The sequence below is a fragment of the Cupriavidus sp. SIMBA_020 genome, assembly GCF_046535395.1.
Taxonomy (GTDB): Bacteria; Pseudomonadota; Gammaproteobacteria; order Burkholderiales; family Burkholderiaceae; genus Cupriavidus; species Cupriavidus campinensis.
On the sequence record NZ_JAWRWU010000009.1, the window covers coordinates 161,325 to 186,366 of the forward strand.

A 25,042-nucleotide genomic window follows, 5' to 3' on the forward strand; every position below is an offset into this window, starting at 1 on the left:
CCGACGAAAGATAAGCCAGCGTGACACCTGCGCTCCGTGCGGGGCCGCACCATCGGTGACATTTGGAACAACAGTTTGGAACGGGGGTCCGAATCCGGCGAGCGCGGCGCCCGCCGCTGGCTTAAGGTATGCGGATGCGGACATCTTCCTCCCAGCAAAACCAACACGACCCGGCGCAGCGCGTAGGCACGCTCGACTGGGACGCCATCACGCACGACCTCGACGCGCAGGGCTGCGCGACGATCCCCGGCCTGCTCACACCCGCCGAGTGCGACGCGCTGGCCGCGCGCTACGGCGACGACGCCCTGTACCGGTCGCGCATCGTCATGGGCCAGCACGGCTTCGGGCGCGGCGAGTACAAGTACTTCCGCTATCCGCTCCCGGCGCTGGTCCAGGCGCTGCGCACGGCGCTCTATCCGCATCTGGTGCCCGTGGCCAACCGCTGGCATGCGGCCATGGGCATCGAACGACGGTTCCCGCCCGAGCACGCCAGCTTCCTTGACGAATGCCACCGCGCCGGCCAGCGCCGGCCCACGCCGCTACTGCTGGCCTATGGCGAGGGGGACTACAACTGCCTGCACCAGGACCTGTACGGCACACAGGTGTTTCCGCTCCAGGTGGCGATCCTGCTGTCGGCGCCCGGCGCCGGCTTCACCGGGGGCGAATTCGTGATGACGGCGCAGCGCCCGCGCATGCAGTCGCGCGCGGAAGTGGTGGCCCTGGCGCAGGGCGACGCGGTGGTCTTCGCGGTCAGCCAGCGGCCGGTGCAGGGCACGCGTGGCCCCTACAGGGTGAACATGCGTCACGGCGTGAGCCGTCTGCGCTCGGGCACGCGCCACACGCTCGGCATCATCTTCCACGACGCCGAGTGACCGGCGCCGGCGCTACAATGCCGGCTTTCCCCGACCCAGACCGATCGCCGCCCATGCTTCCCGACGCCGAAGCCCTGCGCCTGCTCGTGACACGCACCATGCCGTTTGGCAAGCACAAGGGCACGCTGATTGCCGACCTGCCCGGCAACTACCTGAACTGGTTCGCGCGCGAGGGCTTCCCGCCCGGCGAGATCGGCCGCCTGCTGGCGCTGATGCACGAACTCGACCACAACGGGCTCGCGGACCTGCTCAAGCCGCTGCGGGAGGGCGCCGGGCGCACCCCCCTTCCCAAGAAAAACGGGCCGCGCTAAGGCGGCCCGCTCGGGTGGATCGCCCGTCCGGCGATCAGCCCAGATTCGTTAAATCAGTTGCCCGGCATCGAATCCGGCGGCAGCTGGTAGCTCCAGGTCTCGCTGAGCACCTTGTCGCCGGAGACCAGTGCCTCGCGCATCTCCACCACCTTCTTCGGGTCCTTGACCTTGATCCGCAGCGTCACCCGGTAGCCCTTGGTCACCGGGTTCGGCTGCAGGATGTTCTCGATGACCTCGGCGTTGTCGCTGACGCTGAACGACGCACGCACCGGCGCATTCGGCGGCAGCTTGGCCAGCGCGCCGCCCTCGAAGTCGATCACGAAGCCCAGGCTGCCGTCCAGGTGGCGGATCAGGTTGGCCTGCATGATCTCGCCCGCGCTGCGCAGCGTCTGCTTGACCCAGGCGAGGTTCTTGTCGACCATCGCGCGCTCGTCCATGGTCCAGTGCATGGTGTAGTCGGCCCTGATCGGCTGGCCCTTGGGCGGCAGCTGGTCGGGTGTCCAGAACGCGACGATGTTGTCGTTGGTCTCGTCCGGCGTGGGAATTTCCACCAGCTCGACCTTGCCGCGCCCCCAGTCGCCCTGCGGCTCGATCCACGCGCTCGGGCGCAGGTCGTAGCGGTCCTTGAGGTCCTCGTAGGCGGAGAACTCGCGGCCACGCTGCATCAGGCCAAACCCGCGCGGGTTGTTCACCTGGAAGGTGCTGATCGCCAGATGCCTGGGGTTGTTCAGCGGGCGCCACAGCCATTCGCCGTCGCCGGTGTGGATGGAGAGCCCGTTCGAGTCATGCAGCGCCGGGCGGAAGTTGTTGGCGTCGCGCTGCTGGTTCGGGCCGAACAGGAACATGCTGGTCAGCGGCGCAATGCCGAGCTTGGTCACCGCGCCACGCATGAACACGCGCGCCTGGACCTTCAGCGTCGCATCCGTGCCCGGCATCAGCTCGAAGCGGTAGGCGCCCGTGGCACGCTGGGAATCCATCAGCGCGAAGAACACCAGCGGCTTGCCCGGCGCCGTGGGGCGCTCGATCCAGAATTCCCGGAAGGCCGGGAACTCCTCGGCCACCGGCAGGCCGGTGTCGATAGCCAGCCCGCGCGCGGAGAGCCCGTAGACCTGGCCCTTGCCGATCACGCGGAAGTAGCTCGCGCCGAGGATGCTCATCACTTCGTCGAGCTTGTCCGGCCGGTTCACCGGGTACAGCACGCGGAAACCCGCGTAGCCGAGGTTGTTGGTGGCGGCCTTGTCGAGCTTGAGGTCGCCGAAGTCAAAACGGCTGGGCGAGTAGCGGATCTCCTGCACGTTCCTGCCGACGATCTCGTTGATCTTGACCGGCGTGCTGAAGTGCATGCCCTGGTGGTAGAAGCCCAGCCGGTACGGCGTGGGCTGGTCCTTCCACTCCACGGCATCCAGCTTCGGCTGGATCTTGATGTAGTCGGCAAACTGCATCTTCGAGAAGGCCGGCGGCAGGTTGCTGACCGGGGCCACATAGGGCTGGTCCGCCATCGATCTGGCGCGGGTGGTCACGTCGTCGAGCGAGAAGGCGGCGGCGGGCGCGCTGGCCGCGAACACGCCCGCGAGCGCGATGGCCGGCAAGGCAAGTTGCATCTTGTTACGTAATGACGCGGCAAAGACGGCAAGAACCACGAATCCCTCCAGAAAAATCGAATCGAAAACAGGCTGACAGCGCCCGGGAGGCAAAGTTGCCGCCCTATTTGGGTAAACTGCCGACGCAGTCCACAAAAATAACCGATTTCGCCCGACGTGCCGATCAGACGTTGGACGACAGCCGGCCGGCGCCACTTCCTGCACCCTTATGCACACTTTCAGGGCACTTTCGGGGCATGATTGCGGGCCTGGCTCATTGGGGAAGACTCACCACATGCGATTGCTTTCGACGCTGGCCCTGGCGGCCAGTCTGGTTTGTACGCCGGCGCTGGCCGGTCCCGCTCCGGCCGCCGCCGGCGACAAGAACGCGTTCATCGCCGACCTGATCGGCAAGATGACCCTGGAGGAGAAGATCGGCCAGCTGCGGCTCATCAGCATCGGCCAGGACATGCCGCAGCCGCAGTTGATCAAGGAAATCGCCGCCGGCCGCGTGGGCGGCACCTTCAACTCGGTGACCCGGGCCGACAACCGCCCGCTCCAGGACGCCGCCGCGCAGCAGAGCCGCCTGAAGATTCCCATTTTCTTCGCCTATGACGTGGTGCACGGCCATCGCACCGTGTTCCCGATCAGCCTCGGCCTGGCGTCGAGCTGGGACATGGCCGTGGTCGAGCAGGCCGCGCGCATCTCCGGCAAGGAAGCCAGCGCCGACGGCCTGGACGCCACCTTCGCGCCGATGGTCGATATCTCGCGCGATCCGCGCTGGGGGCGCACCTCCGAGGGCTTTGGCGAGGACCCGCACCTCGTCTCGCAGTGCGCGCGCGCCAGCGTGCGTGGCTTCCAGGGCGCCTCGCCGGCCAACCCGGACAGCGTGATGGCCTTCGTCAAGCACTTCGCCCTGTACGGCGCCGTGGAAGGCGGGCGCGACTACAACACCGTGGACATGAGCCCGCAGCGCATGTACCAGGACTACCTGCCGCCCTACCGCGCCGGACTGGATGCGGGGGCCGGCGGCGTGATGATCGCGCTGAACTCGGTGAACGGCGTGCCGGCCACATCGAACAAATGGCTGCTGCGCGACCTGCTCCGCAAGGAATGGGGCTTCAAGGGCGTGACGGTGAGCGACCACGGCGCCATCGACGAGCTGCTGCGCCACGGTGTGGCCGACAACGGCCGCCAGGCCGCCCGCCTCGCCATCGAGGCCGGTGTGGACATGAGCATGGCCGATTCGCGCTACCTGGAGCAGTTGCCGGATCTTGTGAAGTCGGGCGAGGTGCCGGTGCGGCTGATCGACGAGGCCGTGCGCGAGGTGCTGGGCGCCAAGTACGACATGGGCCTGTTCCAGGACCCGTATCGCCGCATCGGCACGGCGGCGCAGGACCCGGCCGATGTGAACGCCGAGAGCCGCCTGCACCGCGCCGAGGCCCGCGCCGCGGCGCGCAAGTCGCTCGTGCTGCTCGAAAATCGCAACCAGACGCTGCCGCTGAAGAAGGGCGGCACCGTGGCGGTGATCGGCCCGCTCGCTGACGCGCCCATCGACATCATGGGCAGCTGGTCGGCGGCGGGCAAGGCCACCCAGTCCGTGACGCTGCTGCAGGGCATGCGCGATGCGCTGGCCGGACGCGGCCAGGTGCGGTACGCGCGCGGCGCCAACATGACCGACGACGAACGCGTGGTCGGCTACCTGAACTTCCTGAACTGGGATAACCCCGAGGTGGTGCAGGACAAGCGCTCCCCCGGCGAGATGATTGCCGAGGCCGTGGAGACCGCGCGACAGGCCGATACCATCGTGGTAGCCGTGGGCGAGTCGCGCGGGATGTCGCACGAAGCCTCCAGCCGCACCACGCTGTCCTTGCCGGGCAGCCAGCAGACGCTGCTGCGGGCGCTGCGCACCACCGGCAAGCCGCTGGTGGTGGTGTTGATGAACGGCCGCCCGCTGACCATCAACTGGGAACGCGACAACGCCGACGCGCTGCTGGAAGCCTGGTACCCGGGCACCGAGGGCGGCCACGCCATCGCCGACGTGCTGTTTGGCGACGAAAACCCGTCCGGCAAGCTGCCGATCTCATTCCCGCGCTCGCTCGGCCAGATTCCCACGTATTACAACCACCTGCGCATTGGCCGGCCGTTCACGCCGGGCAAGCCGCCGAACTACACCTCCCAGTACTTCGAGGAGGAGTCCGGCCCGCTGTATCCGTTCGGCTATGGCCTGAGCTACACCACGTTCAGCCTGTCCGACGTGGCGCTCTCGGGCCAGACGCTGCCGCGCAACGGCCAGATCACCGCCAGCGTGACCGTGAAGAACACCGGCACGCGGGAGGGCGAAACCGTGGTGCAGCTCTATATCCAGGACGTGACCGCCTCGGTGGTGCGGCCGGTGAAGGAGCTGAAGGACTTCCGCAAGGTGATGCTCAAGCCGGGCGAGTCCCGCGTGGTGAGCTTCCCGATCGGCGAGGACAAGCTGCGCTTCTACAACGGCAAGCTGGAGTACGTGGCCGAGCCAGGCGACTTCAACGTGCAGGTCGGCCTGGATTCGGCCTCGGTGCGGCAGCAGCGGTTCACGCTGCAACCGTAGATGACTGCCAGGGGGTCAGCGGTTGCCGTCGAGCAGTTCGTTCAGCAGATCGTCGAAGCCGGCCTGTGCGTCTTCGAGCGCCTGGAGCGCGGCGTCGAAGGTCTGGAGCGCCATCTTCGACGGCTTGCCGCTGCCCTGCGGCGGATACTGGCTCTGCAATGCGGCAAACGCCACCTGCACCTGGCGCGTGGCGTTGACCACGCGCTCCATCGCCTCGGCTTCTTCCGCGCGCTTCTGTTCGTCGTTCATGCAAGGGTTCCTCAATGTTTGTGAGGCGTATCGTACAAGAACTCGGCAGCGCCTCTGGCGGTCGAACCCCCTCATCCATCAAAATCAGGTAGGTTCATCGCCACCCGCCGCCCTGCCCCGCCCCCATCCTCCATGCCTGACCTTGACGCCCCCCGCTTCACCACGCTGCTCCGCCGCTCGTTCGCCGCCTCGCTGCTGACTGCCGGTGGCTTTGTCTGCTACTGGACCTACCTGGCCGTGAACCAGGAAAAGCTGCTGTTCGATGCACGCCGGCGCCCGCCGCGCGACCTGCCGGAGGGCATCGTCGCCTATTCCCACACCGTGCCGGGCGGCCTGTTCCGGGGCTACGTCTACCACGCGGACCACGAGGGCGTGCGGGACCTGCTGTTCTACCTGCCGGGCCGGGGCGAGGACGTGCTGGAAACCCTGCAATACGTGAAGTGGCTGGCGCCGGGCATGGGCTTCGCCACATTCGACTATCGCGGCCTGGGCCATTCGGACGGCATGCCCTCCGAGGCCGCCGCCGTGGCCGATGCCAGCCAGTTCCTGCTCCATATCCGCCGCGCCTTTCCCGGCGTGCGCGTGCACGTGGTGGGGCGCTCGCTCGGTACCGGGGTGGCCATCCAGCTGGCCGATCTCCAGGATTTCGAGAGCCTGCAACTGATCACCCCCTACGACTCGCTGCTGGAAATCGTGCGCAAGCGCTTTCCGCTGGTGCCGCTGCGCCAGTTGATGCGCCACCATTTCGACTCGATTTCCCACTGCAAGAAGGTCGTGCAGAGCACCAAGGTGCTGCTGGCCGAGACGGACGACGTGGTCCCGCACGAGTGCTCGGAACGGCTGATGGCGGCCTGGCCGGGGCCGGTTTCGCTCCAGACCATTCCCGGCGTGGACCACTTCACCATCGTCGAACGGCCCGAGACGTGGCAGGCCCTGTGCGACTTTGCCCAACAAGTGCCGCATCATCCACCCGAACGGATCGCGGTCCATGGGGAGAAGACACCACCCACCGATCATTCGGATACCGGAGTGGCGTTGCCGCTACCTGCAGCACGGTAGAATGCGCGCCATGAAAAGATTTGCAGTCAAGGCTGCCGGCGTCACCGCGGCGCTGGCAGCGAGCGGCGTGTTGCTCGCCGGTTTTGCCGCGGTACTCAGCCTGCGCCAGCTCCCCGATGTCGATGCCCTGCGCGACTATCGCCCCGACGTGCCGCTGCGCATCTACACCAGCGACGACGTGCTGATTGGCGAGTTCGGCACCGAGCACCGCGAGTTCATCCCGATCGAGCGCATGCCACAACGCATGTCCAATGCGCTGCTGGCCGCCGAGGACGACCAGTTCTTCCACCACGTGGGCGTGGACGTACCGGGCCTGTTCCGCGCCGCGCTGGCCAATCTGGGCGAAGGCTACGCGCAGGGCGCCTCCACCATCACCATGCAGGTGGCGCGCAATTTCTACCTCTCGCGCGAGAAAACGCTCTCCCGCAAGTGGTACGAGATCCTGCTGGCGTGGCAGATCGACCGCACGCTGCCCAAGGCGCGCATCCTCGAGCTGTATATGAACCAGGTCTATCTGGGCGAGCACGCCTACGGCTTCGGCAGTGCCGCACAGACCTACTTCGGCAAGCCGCTCGCGGCGCTGTCCCTGGCGGAGTCCGCGATGCTGGCCGGGCTGCCCAAGGCGCCCTCCACGATGAATCCGGTGGTCAACTTCCCGCGCGCCAAGCGGCGGCAGGAGTACGTGCTGGGCCGCATGCTGGCGCTCGGCATGATCCATCAGGACGAATACCGCGAGGCGCGCGCCGCCCGGCTGGTGGTGAGCAACGCCGGCAATGGCCGCTTCGCGGGCCATGCCGAGTACGTGGCCGAACTCGCCCGGCAACTGGCACATGACCGCTTTGGCGACGACGCCTATACGCGCGGGCTGAACGTGTACACCACGGTGTCGTCGATGCGGCAGACGCTGGCCTACGACGCCGTGCAGGCCGGCCTGGAACGCTATGGCAAGCGCCACGGCGCCAAGCCTGCCGACGCCCCGAACGCAGGCCTGCCCCAGGCCGCGCTGGTCTCGCTGGACAGCCGCACCGGCGCCATCGAGGCCATGATCGGCGGCGCGGACTTCGCCACCAATCGCTTCAACCATGCCACGCAGGCCCAGCGCCAGCCCGGCTCGACGTTCAAGCCCTTTATCTATTCGGCGGCGCTGGAGCGCGGCATCTCGCCGGGCACGCTGATCAACGACGCGCCGCTGGACAACCCGCGCTGGCAGCCCTCGAACGACGACAACCGCTTCGTTGGCCCGATCACGGTGCGCCAGGCGCTGGCCGAGTCGCGCAACCTCCCGGCCATCCGCACCTTGCAGGCCGTGGGCGTGCCGTACGCCATCGAGCATGCCGGCAAGTTCGGCTTCGCCACCAAGCGGCTGCCGCCCTACCTGCCGCTGGCGCTGGGTACCGGCAGCACCTCCCCGCTGCGGCTGGCCGCCGCCTATGGCGTATTTGCCAACCATGGCCACCGCGTGGAGCCGTATCTGATCGACAGGATCACCGACGGCGAAGGCAACGTGCTGTTCACCGCGGGCACGGGCGATGGCGGCACGGAACCGCCGCAGGTGATTTCCGCGCGCAACGCCTTCGTGATGGACAGCCTGCTGCAAAGCGTGGTGGATGCCGGCACCGGCAACGGGGTGCGGCGCTACCTGCGGCGCGGCGACATCGCCGGCAAGACCGGCACGACCAACGATGCCGTGGACGGCTGGTTCGCCGGCTATGCGGCCGACGTGGTCACGGTGACGTGGATGGGCTTCGACGACAACCACAGCCTGGGCCGGCACGAATTCGGCGCCACCACGGCGCTGCCGATCTGGGCCGCCTATATGGAAGGCCGGCTGGCCGGCGTGCCCGAGACCGCGTTCCCGCCGCCAGCCGACCTCGCCAAGTTCAACGGCGACTGGGCCTATGCCGAGAATGCCGATGGTGCACACGGCATCGCCGCGCTGGGCTTCCCGCCCCCGCCGGCGGTGGCGGACCTGCCTGCCGACGCCGGTGTGCCCGTTAGTCCGGGGCCGGCCGGCCCCACGCCCGCCGCGACCCACGCGACCAACGCGACCAACGCGCCACCCTCTGGCCCGGCCAGCCCGGCCAGCCCGCCCGCCCCGCTCTGACCCGCCGACCCCTACCCTCCCATGCCCGTTGAACATGCTTCGATGATCTGGACGGTGGCCGCGGCGGCCACCGCCGGCGTGCTGCTGCGCCCGTTCCGCCTGCCCGAGGCGTTCTGGGCCATGGCGGGTGCGCTGCTGCTCTGCGTGGCGGGCCTGCTGCCCTGGCGCGAGGCGCTGGCCGCCGTGGCGCGCGGCAACGACGTCTACCTGTTCCTGGCCGGGATGATGCTGATCTCGGAACTGGCCCGCAAGACCGGCCTGTTCGACCATGTGGCCGCGCTGGCCGTACGCGGCGCGCGGGGCTCGGCGCGCCGGCTGTTCGTGTTGGTCTACGGCTTCGGCACGGCTGTCACCGTCTTCATGTCCAACGACGCCACCGCCGTGGTGCTGACGCCGGCGGTGCTGGCGGCCACGCGCGCCGCGCGGGTCAAGCATCCGCTGCCCCACCTCTACGCCTGCGCGTTCATCGCCAACGCGGCGAGCTTCGTCCTGCCGATCTCGAATCCGGCCAATCTGGTGCTGTTCGGCGAACGCATGCCGCCGCTGGCGGGCTGGCTGGCGCGCTTCACGCTGCCGTCCGTAGTCGCCATCGTCATGACCTTCGCGGTCCTGTACTGGACGCAGCGCCATGCGCTGGCCGAACGCATCGAGCCGGAGGTGCCCGTACCGCCGCTGACGCCGCAGGCGTGGCTAACCACGCTCGGCATCGTCGGCACCGGCGTGGCGCTGCTGGTGGCCTCGCTGCGCGGCCAGGACCTGGGCTGGCCGAGTTGCATCGGCGGGCTGGCCACGCTGGCCGCCGTCTGCGCCACGCGGCCCCGCCTGCTGGCGCCGGCGCTCAAGGAAGTCTCCTGGGGTGTGCTGCCGCTGGTGGCGGGGCTGTTCGTGCTGGTGGCGGGCCTCGAGCGCACCGGGCTGGTCGATACGCTGGCGCACTGGGTGCGCGATCTTTCCGCGATGTCCGCGCAGGGTGGCCCGGCCGGCCTGCTCGGCGCCGGGCTGGCCGGGGTGGTGGTGGGCGTGGTCAGCAATATCGTGAACAACCTGCCGGCGGGGCTGCTGTCGGCCTCGGCGCTGGCGGCTGGCCACGCCTCGGACACCGTGACGGCCGCCGTGCTGATCGGCGTGGACCTGGGCCCCAATCTCTCCGTCACCGGCTCGCTGGCCACGCTGCTGTGGCTGACCGCGCTGCGGCGCGAGGGCCATGCCGTGGGCGCCGGCACGTTCCTGAAGACCGGCGCGCTGGTCATGCCGCTGGCGCTGCTGCCGGCACTGGCCGTGCTGCGCTAGCCGGTTTGGCGGCGCAGGCGGGGCCGGTTGTGGCGCCCTGCCATCTGCCATATAGTGAGGCACCGCGCACCACTGCCCGCACCACTGCCAGCACCACTCATGCCACATAAGGATCATCCCGGGGAATCCCACCCCGCTCCCGCCGCCACCCCAGTCTCGGACCGCATCCGCGGGCGCCTGCAAGCCGCCGGCGAGCGGTTCCATGCCAACGACAACATCGCCCGTTTCATCGAGCACGGCGAGCTGGAGGCGTTGCAGGCCGAAGTCCAGGCGCGCATGGAAGAGGTGCTGCGCACGCTCGTCATCGACGTGGACCAGGACCACAACACGCGCGAAACCGCGCGCCGGGTGGCCAAGATGTACCTGAAGGAGATTTTCGCGGGCCGCTACGCCAAGGCGCCGGAGGTCACCGAGTTCCCCAACGTCGAGCAGCTCAATGAACTGATGATCGTGGGCCCGATCCGCGTGCGCAGCGCGTGCTCGCACCACCTGTGCCCGATCATCGGCAGTCTCTGGGTCGGCGTGATGCCGAACCGCCATTCCAACCTGATCGGCCTGTCCAAGTACGCGCGCATGGCCGAATGGATCATGTGCCGTCCGCAGATCCAGGAGGAAGCGGTGGCCCAGATCGCCGACCTGCTCCAGGAGAAGATGAACCCTGACGGGCTGGCCATCGTCATGGAGGCCGAGCACTTCTGCATGCACTGGCGCGGCGTGCGCGACACCGACGCCAAGATGACCAACAGCGTCATGCGCGGCTCGTTCCTCAAGGACGACAAGCTGCGCCGTGAATTCCTGACGCTGCTCAACCTGAATCGCCGCTGAGGATTTGCCGATGCTAGTTCGCCTGATCTACGCCAGCCGCGCCAGCGCGCCGATGGAACCGGCCATGCTGGACGATATTCTCGAAACCAGCCTCGCGCAGAACCCGTCCCACGGCATTACCGGCGTGCTCTGCCACGGCAATGGGGTGTTCCTGCAGGCGCTCGAAGGCGACCGCGAGGCCGTCTCGCGCCTGTACCTCAGCATCGGCCGGGACAAGCGCCACCGCGACGTGGTGCTGCTGCACTACGAGGAAATCGCCGAACGGGCGTTCGCGGGGTGGTCGATGGGCCGCGTCAACGCGAGCAAGATCAACGCCGCCACGCTGCTGCGCTACTCGGCGAAAGGCGAACTGGACCCCTGCCGGATGCCCGGCGCGTCCTCGCTGGCGCTGCTGAAGGAGTTGATCGCGGGCGCTGCCATCGTCGGCCGCGCGCCGGAACGCGGACGGCACACGCCCTAGCGTCGGTCAGGCCGCTGGCGTTCCGGCGCCCCTGGGTGCCTGATCCCGCACAGTTTGCGCTGTCAGACCGAGACCTGGCCGAACAGGCCGCATTCGAGATCACTCTCGAACTCCTCGACCCACGCGTTGCCGGGGCTGGCGTCATAGACGCTTTCGGCCCCGGTGCGCTGCCTTCGCACGGTGACCTGCCGGGCCGACGTGCCATTGACGTCTGAGATCTCGAACTCTTGTGATGCAAGACCGACTTGCCGGAACACGGCCTCGACGTCTTGCCGTTCATGGGCGGGAAACTCGGAGAATGGGCGGTTTGCCATGGCACACCTCACCGTGGAAGAGCGTCGCACCAGGATTGCGCGAGCGCCGCCACAGCATGCCACCAATCTGGCCAACACGTGACGGCGGGCCAATGACCCCAATGGCGGTAGATGTATTCCCGGCCGGCCCCAGCGCGCGGCGCGTCCTGCGCCAGCATCAGCCCAGCTCCATGCCACCCCTCGAACAGCATCGAGAAGAAATCGATGATGGCAATCAATTTTTCGCCAAATTACGATTCGCTTCGTATCGAATTTATTGCGAAAATATCTTATCTTTCCGAATCTGCAATCGCCGCCGCTGACGAGCGGTCCAAGCGGCGATCGTCGCTGCCATGACAGCGAATTGCAACAACACTGTTGCAATTGTCACGGACCTCGCAGATACGTCGTCGATCTCAGACTTGTCCTAATTCGTCGGAAATTCAAGATAGACATCATTGCTATCCAGCAAGCATTTTCCTAAGCATTGCGAAAGCACTACACTTCACGCAACGCGCCGTCATTTCACTGTTTTATTACCGAATGCGCTGCCAGTCAGCGAGAGGAAATCGAGGCATGTCCGGAAGAATCATTCGAGTTGCACTGGCCGATGATCACCCACTCGTGGTGGCAGCCCTGCGAGACTGCTTCCAGCGCACGCCTGGCTTTGTCATCGCGTGCGAATGCACGAACGGCAGCGAGCTGACCAGTGCCCTGAGCCAGACCCCGGCGGACGTGGCCGTGACCGATTTCAGCATGGGCCACGGCGACCGCTCGCTGGACGGCTTCAACCTGCTGCGCCGGCTGGTGCGCCTGCACCCGAAGACGCCGGTGGTCGTGATCAGCGCCCAGACCAATACCGGCGTCATCCATCGCTCGATGAAGCTCGGCGCGCGTGCCTTCGTGAGCAAGGAGGACGATCCGCACGAGGTGATCCGCGCGTGCATCCAGGTCACGTCCACCAGCGGCGAGTTCTTCTCCCCCTCCATCCGCGCCGTGCTGGAGGCCGCGAGCACCGCCGCGCCGTCCACCGAACTGACCGTGCGCGAACTCGAGATCGTGCGGCTCTATGCGCAGGGGCTGCAGCTCAACGAGATTGCCGGCAAGCTCGGTCGATCGGTCAGCACGGTCTCGAGCCAGAAGACCGTGGCCATGCGCAAGCTGAGCATACAGACCAACACCGACCTCATCCGGTATGCCTACGAGCACGGGTTGATCTGATCCTTCATGCAGCAGATTCTCGACCGTACCCAGGAATCCCTCGCCCAGGCCTTCGCCTCGCTCGCGCGCAATGCCCGGCGGCAGCAGCATCTTTACTACGCCACCATCGGCCTGCTGATTGCCATTGTCGTCGTCTCCGCCGTGCTGCTTGCCGTGCTGGCGGCGGCACGGGAGATTGACTACCGTCGCGGGCATGTGGCCCAGTATGTGGGTGCGATTTCGCTGCAGTTGCAGGGCGAGGCGACCTTCCTGCGGCGGACCGCCCTGACCGTGGTGAACGTGCAGCGCTACCGGCCGGCCCCCAACCCCGGGCATGCCGATGCCGACCTGCCCCGGACGCTGCTCCAGCAAGTCAACGCCAGCGGGATTGCCTCGCCGCCCGATGGCCGCTACACCCTGCTGGTTCCCCCGGATACCCGCGCCGCCTGGGGCGCGGCGCTGCCCGATCGTCTCTGGCAGCTTCAGCAGGTGGCCAATGCCGCCCTGACCACCCAGCAGGCGCTCGATCTTCATCACCCGGCCTATATCGTCGATGCGGACGCGGCCTACGCGATCGTCCTGTCGCCGGGCAGCACCTCGGCCACGGCTCTCGCGCTGCAACCGGGGCTTGTGTTGACCTTGCGCGACAGCTTTGCCCAGGCGCTGCGGGCGCTGCCCGCAGGCACGGCGCCGGGCACAAGGGGAGAGCCCCGCTGGACCGGCCCGGCCGTGGATCCGATGCTCCAGTTGCCGGCGATGACCGCCCTCATGTCCGTCCACGACGGCGAGCGGCCCATCGCCTTCGTTGCCGCGAGTGTCCAGGTAGATGCCTTCCTTGCCCAGTTGCAACGGCCCAGCGACCCCGCCACCGTGATGCTGGTGAACCAGGCGCAGGCGCAGATCGATGTATCGCCGCCATCCGAGCCTGCACCGCCAGCACTGGTCCAGCGCATCGTGACAGACGCCCGTCATCGCTCCCCGGACGCCTTTGGCTTCACGCGTGCCGGCATGGTGCTCGTCCAGCCGCTGGGTCACGGCTTCGGCGCGCTGGTCTATCTGCTCTCGTACGGCCTCCTGTTCAACGCGGTGGCGCAGGCACTGGGGCTGATCGGCCTCACCGGGGCGCTACTGATCGCCGCCATTGTCCTGACGGCGCGATACTGGGATGTCCACCTGCTACGCCGCAGCCACGCGGAAGCCACCCGCGCGCTCGAGAGCGAGACGATCAACCATATCCTGGTCAGCGCCACGCCGATCGGGCTGTGCATCGTCCGGCTCCAGGACGACGTGGTACTGACATCGAACCAGGTCGCCGATTCCCTCTTGAGCCTCGGCAAGCGCGGCAGGCTGCCCGCGCACGTCGTGCGGGCGCTGCGGCAAGACGCACGCCATGACACACCGGGCGATATCGTGTCGGTCGCGCAGGTGGTGGTGCCCGCGCGGGAGCCGCAGGATGACACCCAGCCGCACGACGAAGCGCAGAAATTTCTCCAGATCACGCATGCGCGCGCCCGCTATCAGGAGGAAGACGTGCTGTTCTGCGCGATCCAGGACGTGACGGCGCAGCAGCAGATCGAGCACGAATTGCGCGCCGCGCAGCGCGCCTCCGAGGCGATGATGCGCGCCCGTTCGAACTTCTTTGCGTCGATGAGCCACGAGATCCGCACGCCGCTGAATGCGCTGCTCGGCAACCTGGAGCTGCTGGCGCGCGACGAGGGCCTGGAGGCCCACGCGCCGCGCCTGCGCGCGCTGAACGCGGCGTCGGAGGGCTTGCGGCGCATCGTCAACGACATCCTGGATTTCTCCAAGATCGACGCCGGCGAGATGACGCTGGCCGCGGCGCCGTTCCGGCCCATAGACGAGCTGGAAAGCGTGGCGCTGGCCTTCGCGCCGCTGGCGGCGGACCGGCCGATCCGCTTCCATGCCAACCTGATGCCGTCGCTCGATACCCTGCTGGTGGGCGACCGGACCCGGCTGGCGCAGATCGTCAACAATCTGCTCAGCAACGCGTTCAAGTTCACCTCCTGCGGCAAGATCACGCTGGCCGCCGAGGTCAGCACCGATCCGCGCGGCAAGACCACGCTGGTGTGCCGCGTGCTGGATTCCGGCGTCGGCATGCCGCCCGAACTGGTCGCGCGGGTGTTCCAGCCGTTCGTGCAAGGAGACGCCGGGGCCACCAGCCGGCATGGGGGGACGGGCCTCGGGCTTTCCATCTGCGCCCGGCTTTGCGAACTGATGGGCGGCCGTATCACCGTGGAGAGCGTGGAGGGCGTTGGTACGGCGTTCACCGTGGCGATTCCGCTCGAACGGGCGGCCGGTTCGTCCGCTGCCCAGTCCCCGCCCGCACCGGGCGGCCGCGCCATGATCCTGTGCCAGGAAGCCGAGTCCGGCGAGGCCATCGACGCCTGGCTGCAATCGGCGGGATGGCAGACCCATGTCGTGCACACCCTGGGCGGCGCCCAGGCGTACCTCCGTGGCAACCGGCCCCATGTGATGGTGGCGACTGGCGACTATGGCCTGCCGGAAATCGCGTCCCTGCGCGAGATCCGCCCCGCTGGCGTGGCGTGGCTTACGCGCAACGGTCCCGATCGTCCCGCACGCCGCGCATCGGGCGTGCATGAGGCGATGGTTTACAGCCACGGCGCGATCTTCGCGGCCATCGAGGCGGCACTGGGCGATTCCGGCGAGGATGAGGATGAAAACATCGGCCATGCCGACGGCCCCGAGGACGAAGCCTCGGCCGCTCTCGCCAACGACGAGGACACCGCGCCGGGCCGTACGATCCTGGTCGTGGAGGACAACGCGCTGAACCAGACGCTGGTTGCCGAACAGCTGCAGACGCTGGGCTGGCATCCGGTGGTCGTCGGCGACGGGCGTCAGGCGCTGGCCATGCTGGAACAGATGCCCGCCGCGCCCAACCTCGTGCTGACCGACATCCACATGCCGGTGATGGATGGCTACGCGCTGCTCGAGGCCCTGCAACGCACCCGGCCCGACCTGCCCGTGCTCGCCTTCAGCGCCGTGACCCAGACCGCCCAGGCCGTGGATTGGGAAACGCTGGGCTTCGCCGGCCATATCGGCAAACCCGCCTCGCTGCGGGAGCTGGAACAGGTGCTGCGAACAGTGGCGGCGCCACCTGCCTCGACACCGGCAGCCCCCCCGGCACCGCCCGTGCTACAGGCCGCCGACATCGCGCGCTACCAGTCGCTCCTGCGCGAACACCTGCAGACCGATCTGCCCGAACTCACCCGGACCATCGCCGCGCACGACCCGGCCGCCTTGCAGCACTGGGCGCACCGGTCGGCGGGCGCGTTCCAGATCGTCCAGGCCTACGATATCGTCAGCCTGTGCCGGGGTGTCGAACACCTGTGCGATGCCACTGCCGCGTGGACACCCGAGATGGCCGGCCTCGCCGACCAGCTCCATGCGGTGGTGCGGCACTATGCCGAAGGCGACACGGCGCCGCACGCCTGAGGCCACCTGCGCCTACCACAAAAGCGAGATTTGCGGGGACGGCGGCACCGGACGATAATGGCGCGGCCGCGCCGGTCCGGCTTCCACCGGAGCCGGGGTGCGGCAAGAATATGCCAGCTGCCCCCAGCCGTCCCCTTCCATGCCGCCCCATCAAGGTCTTCCCCAGCCCCAGCGCACCTGGGCCATCCTCACGGTTTTCTGCGGCCTGATCATGGCCGTGCTGGACGGCTCCATTGCCAATATCGCGCTGCCGTCCATCTCGCGGGCGCTCGACGCCGATCCCGCCCGGACCATCTGGGTCGTCAACGCCTACCAGCTCACGGTCACCGTCTGCCTGCTGCCGCTGTCGTCGCTGGGCGACATCCTCGGCTACAAGCGCGTGTACCGGGTCGGTCTGGCCACCTTCCTGGTCGGCTCGGTGCTCTGCGCGCTGGCGACCAACCTGCCGATGCTGGTGGCGGCGCGGGTGCTGCAGGGCATCGGCGGCGCCGGCATCATGAGCGTGAACACCGCGCTGGTGCGCTTCATCTACCCGCCGACCAAGCTCGGGCGCGGCATCGGGCTCAACGCGCTGGTCGTGGGGGTGACGATTGCGGTCGGGCCGTCGCTCGGCGCGCTGATCCTCGCCGTGGGTAGCTGGCCATGGCTGTTCGCCGTGAATATTCCCGTGGCGTTTGCCGCGCTGGCGATCTCGCGCACCGCGCTGCCGGAGACGCCCGCCCAACCGCGCGAGTTCGACTATCCCAGCGCCGTGCTGTCGGCCATCGTGTTCGGGTCGTTCGTGCTGGGTGTGGACGCACTCGGGCATGCCCCGCTGCGGCTGGCCGGCGCGGCGGGCCTGGTGGCGGCGATCGGGCTCGGCTGGCTCCTGGTGCGGCGCCAGCGCGGACGCGTCGCGCCGCTCGTGCCGGTAGACCTGTTCGCCAGCCGCGCCTTCACGCTGGCGGTGGGCACCTCGTTCTGCTCGTTCATGACCCAGATGCTGGCGTTCGTGTCGCTGCCCTTCTATCTGGAATACCAGCTTGCGCGCAGTCTCCAGGAGACCGGGCTGCTGATCACGCCCTGGCCGCTGATGGTGGCCGCAATGGCGCTGGTGTCGGGACGCCTCTCCGAGCGGTATCCGGCGTCCATCCTGGCCGGCGCGGGCCTGATCTGCCTGTCCGGCGGCCTGATCGGGCTGGCCCTGCTCGGCAAGGATGCCTCCAGCCTCGACATCGCCTGGCGCACGGCGCTCTGCGGCATCGGCTTCGGGTTCTTCCAGTCGCCAAACAATCGCGCGATGATCACCGCCACGCCGCCCGAGCGCAGCGGCGGCGCCAGCGGGGCGCAGGCCACGACACGCCTGCTGGGGCAGACCACCGGCACGGCCGTGGTGGCGCTGCTGTTCGGCCTCGACCCGACCGGCGCCGCGCGCGGCGCGCTGTGCGTGGCCGCGGCGGTGGCCGCCATCGGCGCCGCCATCAGCCTGAGCCGCCTGCGCAGCCAGGACGACGCGCGACCCGCGGTTGCCCGGCCGGAACCGCCGGAACCCGACGCGTAGGCGATAGCCTAGGGCCCCCGGCCGCCCTCACGATGGCGGCTGAGACCGTCATGATGATGGCGGGTCGGGCTGTCATCGTGCCGAAGGTCGGGCAGCATGATCTTGCCGTGGCCGCCGGCGTCCTGCACGCGGTTGTGGTCACCGTCGATGCAGATCATAGTGCAGCCGGAGAGCGCCAGGAGGCATGCCGCGCACGCCCACCAGCGCCATCCCCGCCATCCCCGCCATCCCACCCACCACCACCGCCGCCGTAGTCTTGCCATGGCGCCTCGCCCCCACATCGGGTAGCCCGAAACAAAAAACCGGGTGGGCGTCACCCTGCCGATGACCCGCCACCCGGAACCGCTACCGGGTCTTCACCCGGCCGTCTTCCCGGTCTGTCAGACCGGTCCCATGTCGTACCAGACCTTGGCGTCGCCCTCGGCATTGGTGGACGTCACGTCAGGGTCGCCCGGCTCCTGGTCGGGGCCCGCCCACCATTTGGCCTTGTACTGATGCAGCCCCTGGCCCTGGTAGTTATTGGTCACGATGGCATCGCCCGGATAGCCCTCGGGACGCCACGTGCCCTCGTCGCCGCTACTGCCGCCGGCCAGCACCAGGAGTTCCACGGTATCCGAGTCCCGGTCGCCGCTGCCGCCCGCGCCAGTCACCGTCACCGTCACCTGGATGGTGGTGTCGCGGTCGACGATCGGCGCGTTCCCGGTCACGGAGATCGTGTCGGCACCATCGAACGACAGGCCGTTCGCGTCCCACGCATACAGCAGCGGCGCGGGGCCGGTCGATTCCACGGCCGACAGCGAAATCGGCGCGCCCGCCTCCACCTGCAAGCGGCCCGTGATCTTGGCCACCACCCCGCCGGACGGCGTCTCGCCAGGCACCACGGAGAGGAAGATCGCGCTTTGGTCCGTCTGCGTGCCATCGTTCACGGTCAGCTTGACCCAGTAATCGGTCTGCTCGTCCACCGACGGCGCGGTACCTTCCACCAGTTCCTCGGTACTCCCGGAGAACGGCAGGCCCGGCGCGTCCCAGAGGTAGGTCAGCGGATCGTTGTCGGGATCGAACGACGCTTCCCCGGAGAGCGCGAAGGGCGTGCCGGCCTCGATCACCACCGAAATCCGCGATGTGGGCGGCGCCGCGGTGCGCGCCTTGACCTTCAGCGTCTGCGTCGCCGTGCTGGTCCGGTTGCTCCCGTCACGCACGGTCAGCGTGATGGTGTACGAACGGGCCACGGTGGGCAGCAGGCCACCCACCGTCGACGTGGTCTTGTCGTCGATGAAGGTCAGGCCCGGCGCGCTCCAGCTGTACGTCAGGTCAGAGCCCACCGAACGCAGCGCCGTGAATTCCACGTCGTCGCCCTCGAACGCCTCCGTGGGGCCGTCGATCACCGCTACCGGCGCGCGGCCGCCGTCCTGCACGTTGATACCGGAGAAGTAGAACGGGTCCATGTCGACGACGCGCGTCTGCACGGGTGCGCCCAGCCCCTCGCGCGCGGCGTTGACCAGCACGCCGCTGTCCATGTCGATGGTCCACGTGAACAGGCCGCCGAGGTTGTGCTTGCGCACATACTCGCCCTTGGCATACACCGAGCGCGGGGTATCGACGGACAGGAACAGGCCACTCTCGGGGCTGTACAGATAGTCCGCGTCGGCAACCTCGTCCGTATAGACGTTGAAGCCGTTGATGCCGGTCTGGTGCTCCAGGTCGAGGTAGTTGTAGATCAGGTCGAAGAATTCCGTGGTGCCAGACTCGAACGTGCCGGTGGTGGTGCCGGAGCCCGGGTCGTAGGTGCCCTGCAGCGGCGACCAGCTGTCAATCACGGCGTTGCGCCCGCTACGGCTGTAGGCGGCAAAGCCAATGTTGATATTGGTCGACGGCACGCCCTGTCCGAGCAGGTACTTCACGGCACGGTCAATGCTGTGACCTTCGGGGTCCGCCGGATCGACATCGAACAAGTTCGAGTGATGGGCGAGCTTGGGCGCCCACGGCGTGCCGAAGTAATCGTAGGTCATCAGGTTGATGCCTTCCACGCCCGACGCGATCATCCCCTTGATATCGGACGTCAGCAGCGTCGACATGGACGCGCCTGCGGCAATGCTGACCCGGATGCTGGGCAAGCGCTGCTTGAGTTCACGCACCAGCGCCTGGAAGTTGCCCGCGTCCTCGGGGCCGTGCGGGTTGCCGGCGCCCGCGTTGCCCGGATACTCCCAGTCCAGGTCGATCTCGGTGAACATCGGAAAACGCTGGACGATGAACGCCAGGCTGTCGATCAGCGTCTTGCGCTGGGTCGGGTTCGCCGCCACCGCGTGAAATGCCTCGCTCATCGTCCAGCCGCCCAGACTGAGCGACAACTTCAGGTTGGGGTTCTTGTCCTTCAGCTTCTTCAGGCCGCCGAGCACGCCCTGGGCCTTGCTCTGGATGAAGAGATCCTGGTAGTCATTGCTGACCCAACTGGTGAACCCCACGTTCAGGAACGAGGCCACATCGCCCCAGGGATCAACGAAGGTGGCTTCGTGCAGCTTCTTGCCGAAATCGACCGCAGCGTTGTCGATCACGTACTGCTTCTCGCCCTTGTCGCCGACGATTCCGGCGAAGCCGATGATGATCTTGTCGTAGGCGGCCGCGTTCACCAACATCATGTCCAGGCCGCGCCCGGCCGATGCATTGTTGAAGTTGCCCTCGAGGCGACCGTCGTACTGCGACCAGTCCGTGAAATACCCGAACACCTTCCTGCCTTGCGGCACGGCCCCGTAGGTGTTGTAGACGCGCTTGACCACGCGCGTCGCCGTGTACGAATAGTCCTCGGTCTCCGTGGCCGGATCGAACTTGTTCTGCTGGTAAGTGCGCTCCGTGGCACCTACCGATTGCGGCTTGGCGGGATCGCCAGGGTCGCCGTTGTACACCAGCGCACTGCCGGCGCGCCCGCCCTTCAATGCTTGCCTGCGGCCCTTGAAACGCGACAGTGGCGTTTTCGGCGGCGCCTGCTCATCGGGAGCCCCATTCCGATATCCCGTGGATGCGAATCCGGTCCGCCCTTGCTGGCCCGGGTTGCTGTTGTCCGATACTTTTGCCATGACTATCTGTCCTTGCAGAATTAGATGAATGCCGCCGGTTCCCATCGACTTTGACAAAACCATCGCCAGGCGGCCATGCCATCTTTCTCCCGGGCCAGATTTAATGACATGGAATGGAGATGGAATATCCTGTGTCACGATTAATCGCAGTTTCCTGAAAATAGATCCGAAGAAATCGTCATTCTGCGAGGTGAAGAATGGATGACGTGGATTTTCGTGAATCCACACTGTTATGTAACCGTGCCTTTGGGTACGCGGATGAGCAAGGAAGCCGGACCCGAATGGGTTATGATCGCCGCCACAAGCGGGATAGCACGATGTTAGATTGTTCGCGCGCGGCGCCGGGTTACGCCGCGCGGACAGCGTGAATTCCTGAACAGAATGGCGACAACCGTTGCGCACCCTGCCGCATTGTTTCAACCCCGTGTGATATTGCGGGTGCCACGTGCGACGGCGTCACCCGCTCGGGGCACATCGACACGAAAATATCTTCCATGGGAGCCGGCGAATCGCGCCCGTACGCTTGTCGTCCATCGCAGACGACATGAGGGTTGCGAAATGATCCGGAATGGCGATTCAGTATTTTTTGACTGGGACAATGACCGCGTGATTCGCGGCGGCGTGGAGACAACGATAACCGGCCAGCAAAAGCGCTTGCTGCGGTTATTGGTAGAGGAAAAACCAGCGGTTAAGCCGAAGGATTATTTACTGAATGGCGTCTGGGGCAAGCGTGCCGAACTGGTGGACGAGCTTTATCTCGTGCAACTGGTCTACCGGCTGCGCAAGGCACTAAGCCCCGTCGGCCTGGACGGCCACATCGTGACCGTGCCGCGCGAGGGCTACCGCTTCATCCCGGTGCCGAATGCGGTGCTGGCGCCCGATCCCGCCGGCCAGGCCCGTGCGGAACTCGAGCATGCGCGCGGCCTGGCGCATGTGCTGGCCCGGCTGGGCATGCCGCCCGCCACCCAGCCCTTGCCGGCCACCGAGGACGACCTCCATGTCGATGAGACACAGGGCGTCATTTCCTACGGCGGGGTAGTCGCCAAGGTCACGCGCTTTGAGTTGCGGCTGCTGGCCGCGCTGATCGAGCACCGCGACACCGTGATGTCGCGGCAGCAGATTATCGAGGCGGTGTGGGGCGCCGACGCGATGGTCGATGAGAACTGCCTCACGCAACTGGTCTCGCGGTTGCGGCGGGCGTTGCACCCGCTCGGGCTGGACAACTGCGTGGCAGCGGTGCCCAAGGTGGGCTACCGCTTCCGCCAGCAGGGGTACGCCGGAGCGCGCCCGCCCGCCATGTAGGGCCTCACTCCGCCTTGGCGCCCGAGTCCTTCACCACCTTGGCCCATTTGGTGATTTCGCTACGCTGGTACGTGGCCAGCGCCTCGGGCGTGCCGAGCACGGGGTCGAGCCCCAGTGTCTTCAGCTTGGCCTGCACGTCGGGCAGCTTGAAGATGCGGTTCAGCTCGGTGTTGAGCTTGGCCACCACGTCCTTGGGCGTGTTGGCCGGCGCGAAGACGGCGAACCACGACTCGGCCTCGTAGCCGGGCAGGCCCTGCTCGGCAATGGTGGGGATGTCCGGCGCGGACGGCGAGCGCTTGGCGCTGGTCACGCCGAGCGCGCGCAGCTTGCCCTCCTTCACCACCGGCAGCGCCGAAGGCAGGTTGTCAAACATCATGGGAATGTGTCCGCCCAGCAGGTCCGGAATGGCCATCGCCCGGCCCTTGTACGGCACGTGGGTGATCTTGACCTGCGCCATGGTGTTGAACAACTCCCCGGCCACGTGCAGCGACGTGCCGACACCGGGCGTGCCGAACTGCAGCGCCCCGGGCTTGGACTTGGCCAGCGCAATCAGCTCCTGCACGTTCTTGGCCGGCACCGACGGATTGACCACCAGCACGTTGGGCGTGGAAGCCAGCAGGATCACCGGCGTGAAGTCCTTGACCATGTCGTACGGCATCTTGCTGTACAGCGCGCCGTTGATCGAGTGCGTGCCCACGGTGCCGAGCGCCAGCGTGTAGCCGTCCGGCGCCGCGTGGGCCACGGCCTCGCCGCCGATGTTGCCGCCCGCGCCGGGCTTGTTGTCCACCACCACGGGCTGGCCCCACGACGGAGAGATCTTCTCGGAGAAAATTCGCGCGAGGATGTCCGGCGCGCCGCCGCTCGGGAAGCCCACCACCATGCGGATCGGCTTGTTCGGATAGTTCTGGGCCTGGGCCAGGGCCGCTCCCGGCACTGCGGAGAATGCCGCCGTCACTGCCACGCCCGCCATCGTCGCCATCGCGGCCATGAAGCGGCGGCGCGGGTATACACGTACACGCATGAAATTGTCTCCTGATTGTCTTGTCTTTTTTTGGGTTGGGCGGCGATCTTCTGCCGCCTGTCATCTTATACGGCGATATTGCCGAATTCCTTAGACACCTGATCGTGCAGGCGGCGCATGCCGCGCAGCCAGCGGTCGTAATCCTGCCCCTTGCGGCGGTAGTACTCGAGCACCTCCGGGTGCGGCAGAATCAGGAAACTCTCATTGACAACGCCTTCGAGCGTCTTCTCGGCAACGTGCTCCGGCGTGACCGAGCCAGCCTGCAGGAAGCCCTTGCGCTCGCCGCTTTCGCCAAACAGCATCTTGGTCTGCACGCCCTGCGGGCAGATGCAGCTGACCCGGATGCCGCGCTCGCCATAGGTAATCGACAGCCATTCCGCGAACCCGATGGCCGCGTGCTTGGTCACCGCGTACGGCGCCGAGCCAATCTGCGACAGCAAACCTGCCGCCGACACCGTATTGATGAAGTAGCCCTCGCCGCGCTCGAGCATCTGCGGCAGCACCGCCTTGGCCGCGTGGATATGGGCCATGACGTTGATCTCCCAGATGCGCTGCCATTCGGCGTCACTGGCGTCCAGCCCCTTGCGCAGGATGATGCCGGCGTTCGAGCAGAAGATGTCGACCTGGCCAAAGCGCTCCGTGGCGGTATCGACGAGCCCTTGCACGGCAGCCTCGTCGGCCACGTCCACGCGCTGGGCGAAGATCTGGCAGTCGGGCGCCGTCGCAGCGGCCTCGGCAGCCACCTGCGCCGCGCCGGCCTGGTCGATGTCCGCCACGGCCACACCGCGCGCCCCGCCCTGCGCGAACGCCAGCACCAGCGCCCGGCCGATGCCCGTGCCGCCGCCCGTCACGATGACGGTCTTGTTACGAATCTCCATGCTTGTCTCCTCTTGTTGTGCGAGTGTTCGAGTGTTCGTTCGTCAGGCCGACTGCCAGAGCCGTGCGGCCAGCGTATCGGCCAGTTCGCGGATGCGCGGGCCGAGATTGGTCTCGAGAATTTCCGGGGAGAGGCGCGTGGACGCCCCGCCGATATTGATCGACAGCACCTCCGCGCCATCCTGCAGGCACACCGGCGCAGCCACGCCGCTGACCGTGCGGTCCCACTCGGCATGCGCCAGGCAGAAGCCGCGCCGCGCGTGGTCGCGCAAGGCGCGATCCAGTTTGGCACGCAGGCCTGGCCAGCGCGGGCCGTGGTGCCGCTCCAGTTCCGCCAGCACCGCCGTGCGGCGTGCCGGCGCCAGCCCGGCCAGCCACGCACGCCCGATGGCGGACGTGGCCATGGGCAGCCGCGAGCCCGGCGTCAGGCGCATGACCAGCGCGCCGCGCGGCTGGCAGACCTCCAGGTACAGCATGTCGTGGCGGTCCGGGGCTGCCAGCGCCACGGTGCAGTCGGTCGCGAAGGCCAGCGACTGCATCAGCGGCTGGGCGATGTCACGAATGCCGGCGCCAGACAGATAGCGTTGCCCGGGCAACAGGGCTCCCTGCCCGATGCGGTACTTCTCCTGTCCCTCTACATAGACCAGATAGCCGAGACTCGCCAGCGTGTAGGTCAGCCGTGACACCGTGGGACGCGGAATGCCGGTACGGCGCGACAGCTCCGCATTGCCGAGAAAATCGTCGTGCGGGCCAAACGCGCGCAGCAGTTCCAGCCCGCGCCCCAGCGCCGTCACGAAATTGCGATCCTCGCCGTCAGCGGGATGGGCCGCGCCGCCGGACAGGAGTCCGGCATCGGCCGGTTGCGGAATCGAGGTGGTGCGCTTCATGGCAGATTCATAACAGCTTCCGCCCGGCGGCATGC

19 protein-coding genes are annotated in these 25,042 nt (G+C 67.4%); 12 read left to right on the forward strand and 7 right to left on the reverse strand.

Annotation, left to right across the window (positions count from 1 at the left end; genetic code table 11):
• Positions 1-134: 134 nt before the first annotated feature.
• Complete coding sequence (locus SB751_RS18445; RefSeq protein WP_313818966.1) at positions 135-872, forward strand: 2OG-Fe(II) oxygenase; 738 nt, start codon at positions 135-137, stop codon at positions 870-872.
• 53 nt (positions 873-925) lie between these two features.
• Positions 926-1,183 (forward strand): DUF3820 family protein, encoded by a 258-nt coding sequence (locus SB751_RS18450; protein ID WP_144196409.1) that lies wholly within the window; start codon positions 926-928, stop codon positions 1,181-1,183.
• 53 nt (positions 1,184-1,236) lie between these two features.
• On the opposite strand, the gene SB751_RS18455 is transcribed toward SB751_RS18450, so the two are convergent.
• A complete protein-coding gene (locus SB751_RS18455) occupies positions 1,237-2,784 on the reverse strand; it encodes a glucan biosynthesis protein G (RefSeq protein WP_186296770.1) in 1,548 nt (515 codons plus the stop codon).
• Between the two features lie 274 nt (positions 2,785-3,058).
• On the opposite strand from SB751_RS18455, the gene bglX reads away from it, so the two are divergent.
• Positions 3,059-5,356: a beta-glucosidase BglX gene (gene bglX, locus SB751_RS18460; RefSeq protein WP_211943183.1), complete on the forward strand. Its 2,298-nt coding sequence runs from the start codon at positions 3,059-3,061 to the stop codon at positions 5,354-5,356.
• Between the two features lie 15 nt (positions 5,357-5,371).
• Here bglX and SB751_RS18465 read toward each other — a convergent pair whose 3' ends face one another.
• Entirely contained in the window at positions 5,372-5,605 is a 234-nt protein-coding gene (locus SB751_RS18465; protein WP_144196407.1) for a hypothetical protein, read from the reverse strand.
• 132 nt (positions 5,606-5,737) lie between these two features.
• On the opposite strand from SB751_RS18465, the gene SB751_RS18470 reads away from it, so the two are divergent.
• The 5 genes from SB751_RS18470 to SB751_RS18490 all read left to right on the forward strand — a co-directional run bounded on the left by SB751_RS18470 (position 5,738) and on the right by SB751_RS18490 (position 11,343).
• Positions 5,738-6,664, forward strand: coding sequence for an alpha/beta hydrolase (locus SB751_RS18470; protein ID WP_144196406.1), 927 nt, complete (start codon positions 5,738-5,740; stop codon positions 6,662-6,664).
• A gap of 10 nt (positions 6,665-6,674) precedes the next feature.
• Entirely contained in the window at positions 6,675-8,768 is a 2,094-nt protein-coding gene (locus SB751_RS18475; protein ID WP_211943184.1) for a penicillin-binding protein 1A, read from the forward strand.
• Positions 8,769-8,789: 21 nt separating this feature from the next.
• Entirely contained in the window at positions 8,790-10,058 is a 1,269-nt protein-coding gene (locus SB751_RS18480; protein WP_211943185.1) for an arsenic transporter, read from the forward strand.
• A 99-nt stretch (positions 10,059-10,157) separates the two neighbouring features.
• Complete coding sequence (gene folE / locus SB751_RS18485; RefSeq protein WP_144196403.1) at positions 10,158-10,883, forward strand: GTP cyclohydrolase I; 726 nt, start codon at positions 10,158-10,160, stop codon at positions 10,881-10,883.
• A gap of 10 nt (positions 10,884-10,893) precedes the next feature.
• The gene (locus tag SB751_RS18490; protein WP_144196402.1) at positions 10,894-11,343 is read left to right on the forward strand and encodes a BLUF domain-containing protein; all 450 of its coding nucleotides are present in this window, start codon (positions 10,894-10,896) and stop codon (positions 11,341-11,343) included.
• 62 nt (positions 11,344-11,405) lie between these two features.
• On the opposite strand, the gene SB751_RS18495 is transcribed toward SB751_RS18490, so the two are convergent.
• A complete protein-coding gene (locus SB751_RS18495) occupies positions 11,406-11,657 on the reverse strand; it encodes a hypothetical protein (protein ID WP_144196401.1) in 252 nt (83 codons plus the stop codon).
• A gap of 555 nt (positions 11,658-12,212) precedes the next feature.
• Between SB751_RS18495 and SB751_RS18500 the strand changes: the two genes are divergently transcribed.
• From SB751_RS18500 to SB751_RS18510, 3 genes are all read left to right on the forward strand, one after another.
• Positions 12,213-12,857 carry a response regulator transcription factor gene (locus SB751_RS18500; RefSeq protein WP_211943186.1) on the forward strand — a complete coding sequence of 215 codons (645 nt, stop codon included), beginning with the start codon at positions 12,213-12,215 and terminating at the stop codon, positions 12,855-12,857.
• 6 nt (positions 12,858-12,863) lie between these two features.
• Positions 12,864-16,310: an ATP-binding protein gene (locus tag SB751_RS18505; protein WP_211943187.1), complete on the forward strand. Its 3,447-nt coding sequence runs from the start codon at positions 12,864-12,866 to the stop codon at positions 16,308-16,310.
• Positions 16,311-16,449: 139 nt separating this feature from the next.
• The gene (locus SB751_RS18510; protein ID WP_144196398.1) at positions 16,450-17,850 is read left to right on the forward strand and encodes an MFS transporter; all 1,401 of its coding nucleotides are present in this window, start codon (positions 16,450-16,452) and stop codon (positions 17,848-17,850) included.
• Positions 17,851-18,230: 380 nt separating this feature from the next.
• On the opposite strand, the gene SB751_RS18515 is transcribed toward SB751_RS18510, so the two are convergent.
• Entirely contained in the window at positions 18,231-20,921 is a 2,691-nt protein-coding gene (locus SB751_RS18515) for a glycoside hydrolase family 18 protein (RefSeq protein ID WP_144196397.1), read from the reverse strand.
• Positions 20,922-21,479: 558 nt separating this feature from the next.
• Between SB751_RS18515 and SB751_RS18520 the strand changes: the two genes are divergently transcribed.
• Entirely contained in the window at positions 21,480-22,223 is a 744-nt protein-coding gene (locus SB751_RS18520; RefSeq protein ID WP_280527772.1) for a transcriptional regulator, read from the forward strand.
• 4 nt (positions 22,224-22,227) lie between these two features.
• Here the strand turns inward: SB751_RS18520 and SB751_RS18525 are convergent, their stop codons facing one another.
• The 3 genes from SB751_RS18525 to SB751_RS18535 form a co-directional block, all read right to left on the reverse strand.
• Positions 22,228-23,202 carry a Bug family tripartite tricarboxylate transporter substrate binding protein gene (locus SB751_RS18525; protein WP_410748291.1) on the reverse strand — a complete coding sequence of 325 codons (975 nt, stop codon included), beginning with the start codon at positions 23,200-23,202 and terminating at the stop codon, positions 22,228-22,230.
• 107 nt (positions 23,203-23,309) lie between these two features.
• Positions 23,310-24,122: an SDR family oxidoreductase gene (locus SB751_RS18530; RefSeq protein WP_144196394.1), complete on the reverse strand. Its 813-nt coding sequence runs from the start codon at positions 24,120-24,122 to the stop codon at positions 23,310-23,312.
• Positions 24,123-24,164: 42 nt separating this feature from the next.
• Positions 24,165-25,007 carry an IclR family transcriptional regulator gene (locus SB751_RS18535; protein WP_144196393.1) on the reverse strand — a complete coding sequence of 281 codons (843 nt, stop codon included), beginning with the start codon at positions 25,005-25,007 and terminating at the stop codon, positions 24,165-24,167.
• Positions 25,008-25,042: the final 35 nt, after the last annotated feature.

What these genes read in the sequence shown, in the direction of transcription:
- SB751_RS18445 (WP_313818966.1), top strand. Translation starts at nt 135, where the DNA reads ATGCGGACATCTTCCTCCCAGCAAAACCAACACGACCCGGCGCAGCGC.
- SB751_RS18450 (WP_144196409.1), top strand. Translation starts at nt 926, where the DNA reads ATGCTTCCCGACGCCGAAGCCCTGCGCCTGCTCGTGACACGCACCATG.
- SB751_RS18455 (WP_186296770.1), bottom strand. Translation starts at nt 2,784, where the DNA reads ATGCAACTTGCCTTGCCGGCCATCGCGCTCGCGGGCGTGTTCGCGGCC.
- bglX (WP_211943183.1), top strand. Translation starts at nt 3,059, where the DNA reads ATGCGATTGCTTTCGACGCTGGCCCTGGCGGCCAGTCTGGTTTGTACG.
- SB751_RS18465 (WP_144196407.1), bottom strand. Translation starts at nt 5,605, where the DNA reads ATGAACGACGAACAGAAGCGCGCGGAAGAAGCCGAGGCGATGGAGCGC.
- SB751_RS18470 (WP_144196406.1), top strand. Translation starts at nt 5,738, where the DNA reads ATGCCTGACCTTGACGCCCCCCGCTTCACCACGCTGCTCCGCCGCTCG.
- SB751_RS18475 (WP_211943184.1), top strand. Translation starts at nt 6,675, where the DNA reads ATGAAAAGATTTGCAGTCAAGGCTGCCGGCGTCACCGCGGCGCTGGCA.
- SB751_RS18480 (WP_211943185.1), top strand. Translation starts at nt 8,790, where the DNA reads ATGCCCGTTGAACATGCTTCGATGATCTGGACGGTGGCCGCGGCGGCC.
- folE (WP_144196403.1), top strand. Translation starts at nt 10,158, where the DNA reads ATGCCACATAAGGATCATCCCGGGGAATCCCACCCCGCTCCCGCCGCC.
- SB751_RS18490 (WP_144196402.1), top strand. Translation starts at nt 10,894, where the DNA reads ATGCTAGTTCGCCTGATCTACGCCAGCCGCGCCAGCGCGCCGATGGAA.
- SB751_RS18495 (WP_144196401.1), bottom strand. Translation starts at nt 11,657, where the DNA reads ATGGCAAACCGCCCATTCTCCGAGTTTCCCGCCCATGAACGGCAAGAC.
- SB751_RS18500 (WP_211943186.1), top strand. Translation starts at nt 12,213, where the DNA reads ATGTCCGGAAGAATCATTCGAGTTGCACTGGCCGATGATCACCCACTC.
- SB751_RS18505 (WP_211943187.1), top strand. Translation starts at nt 12,864, where the DNA reads ATGCAGCAGATTCTCGACCGTACCCAGGAATCCCTCGCCCAGGCCTTC.
- SB751_RS18510 (WP_144196398.1), top strand. Translation starts at nt 16,450, where the DNA reads ATGCCGCCCCATCAAGGTCTTCCCCAGCCCCAGCGCACCTGGGCCATC.
- SB751_RS18515 (WP_144196397.1), bottom strand. Translation starts at nt 20,921, where the DNA reads ATGGCAAAAGTATCGGACAACAGCAACCCGGGCCAGCAAGGGCGGACC.
- SB751_RS18520 (WP_280527772.1), top strand. Translation starts at nt 21,480, where the DNA reads ATGATCCGGAATGGCGATTCAGTATTTTTTGACTGGGACAATGACCGC.
- SB751_RS18525 (WP_410748291.1), bottom strand. Translation starts at nt 23,202, where the DNA reads ATGGCGACGATGGCGGGCGTGGCAGTGACGGCGGCATTCTCCGCAGTG.
- SB751_RS18530 (WP_144196394.1), bottom strand. Translation starts at nt 24,122, where the DNA reads ATGGAGATTCGTAACAAGACCGTCATCGTGACGGGCGGCGGCACGGGC.
- SB751_RS18535 (WP_144196393.1), bottom strand. Translation starts at nt 25,007, where the DNA reads ATGAAGCGCACCACCTCGATTCCGCAACCGGCCGATGCCGGACTCCTG.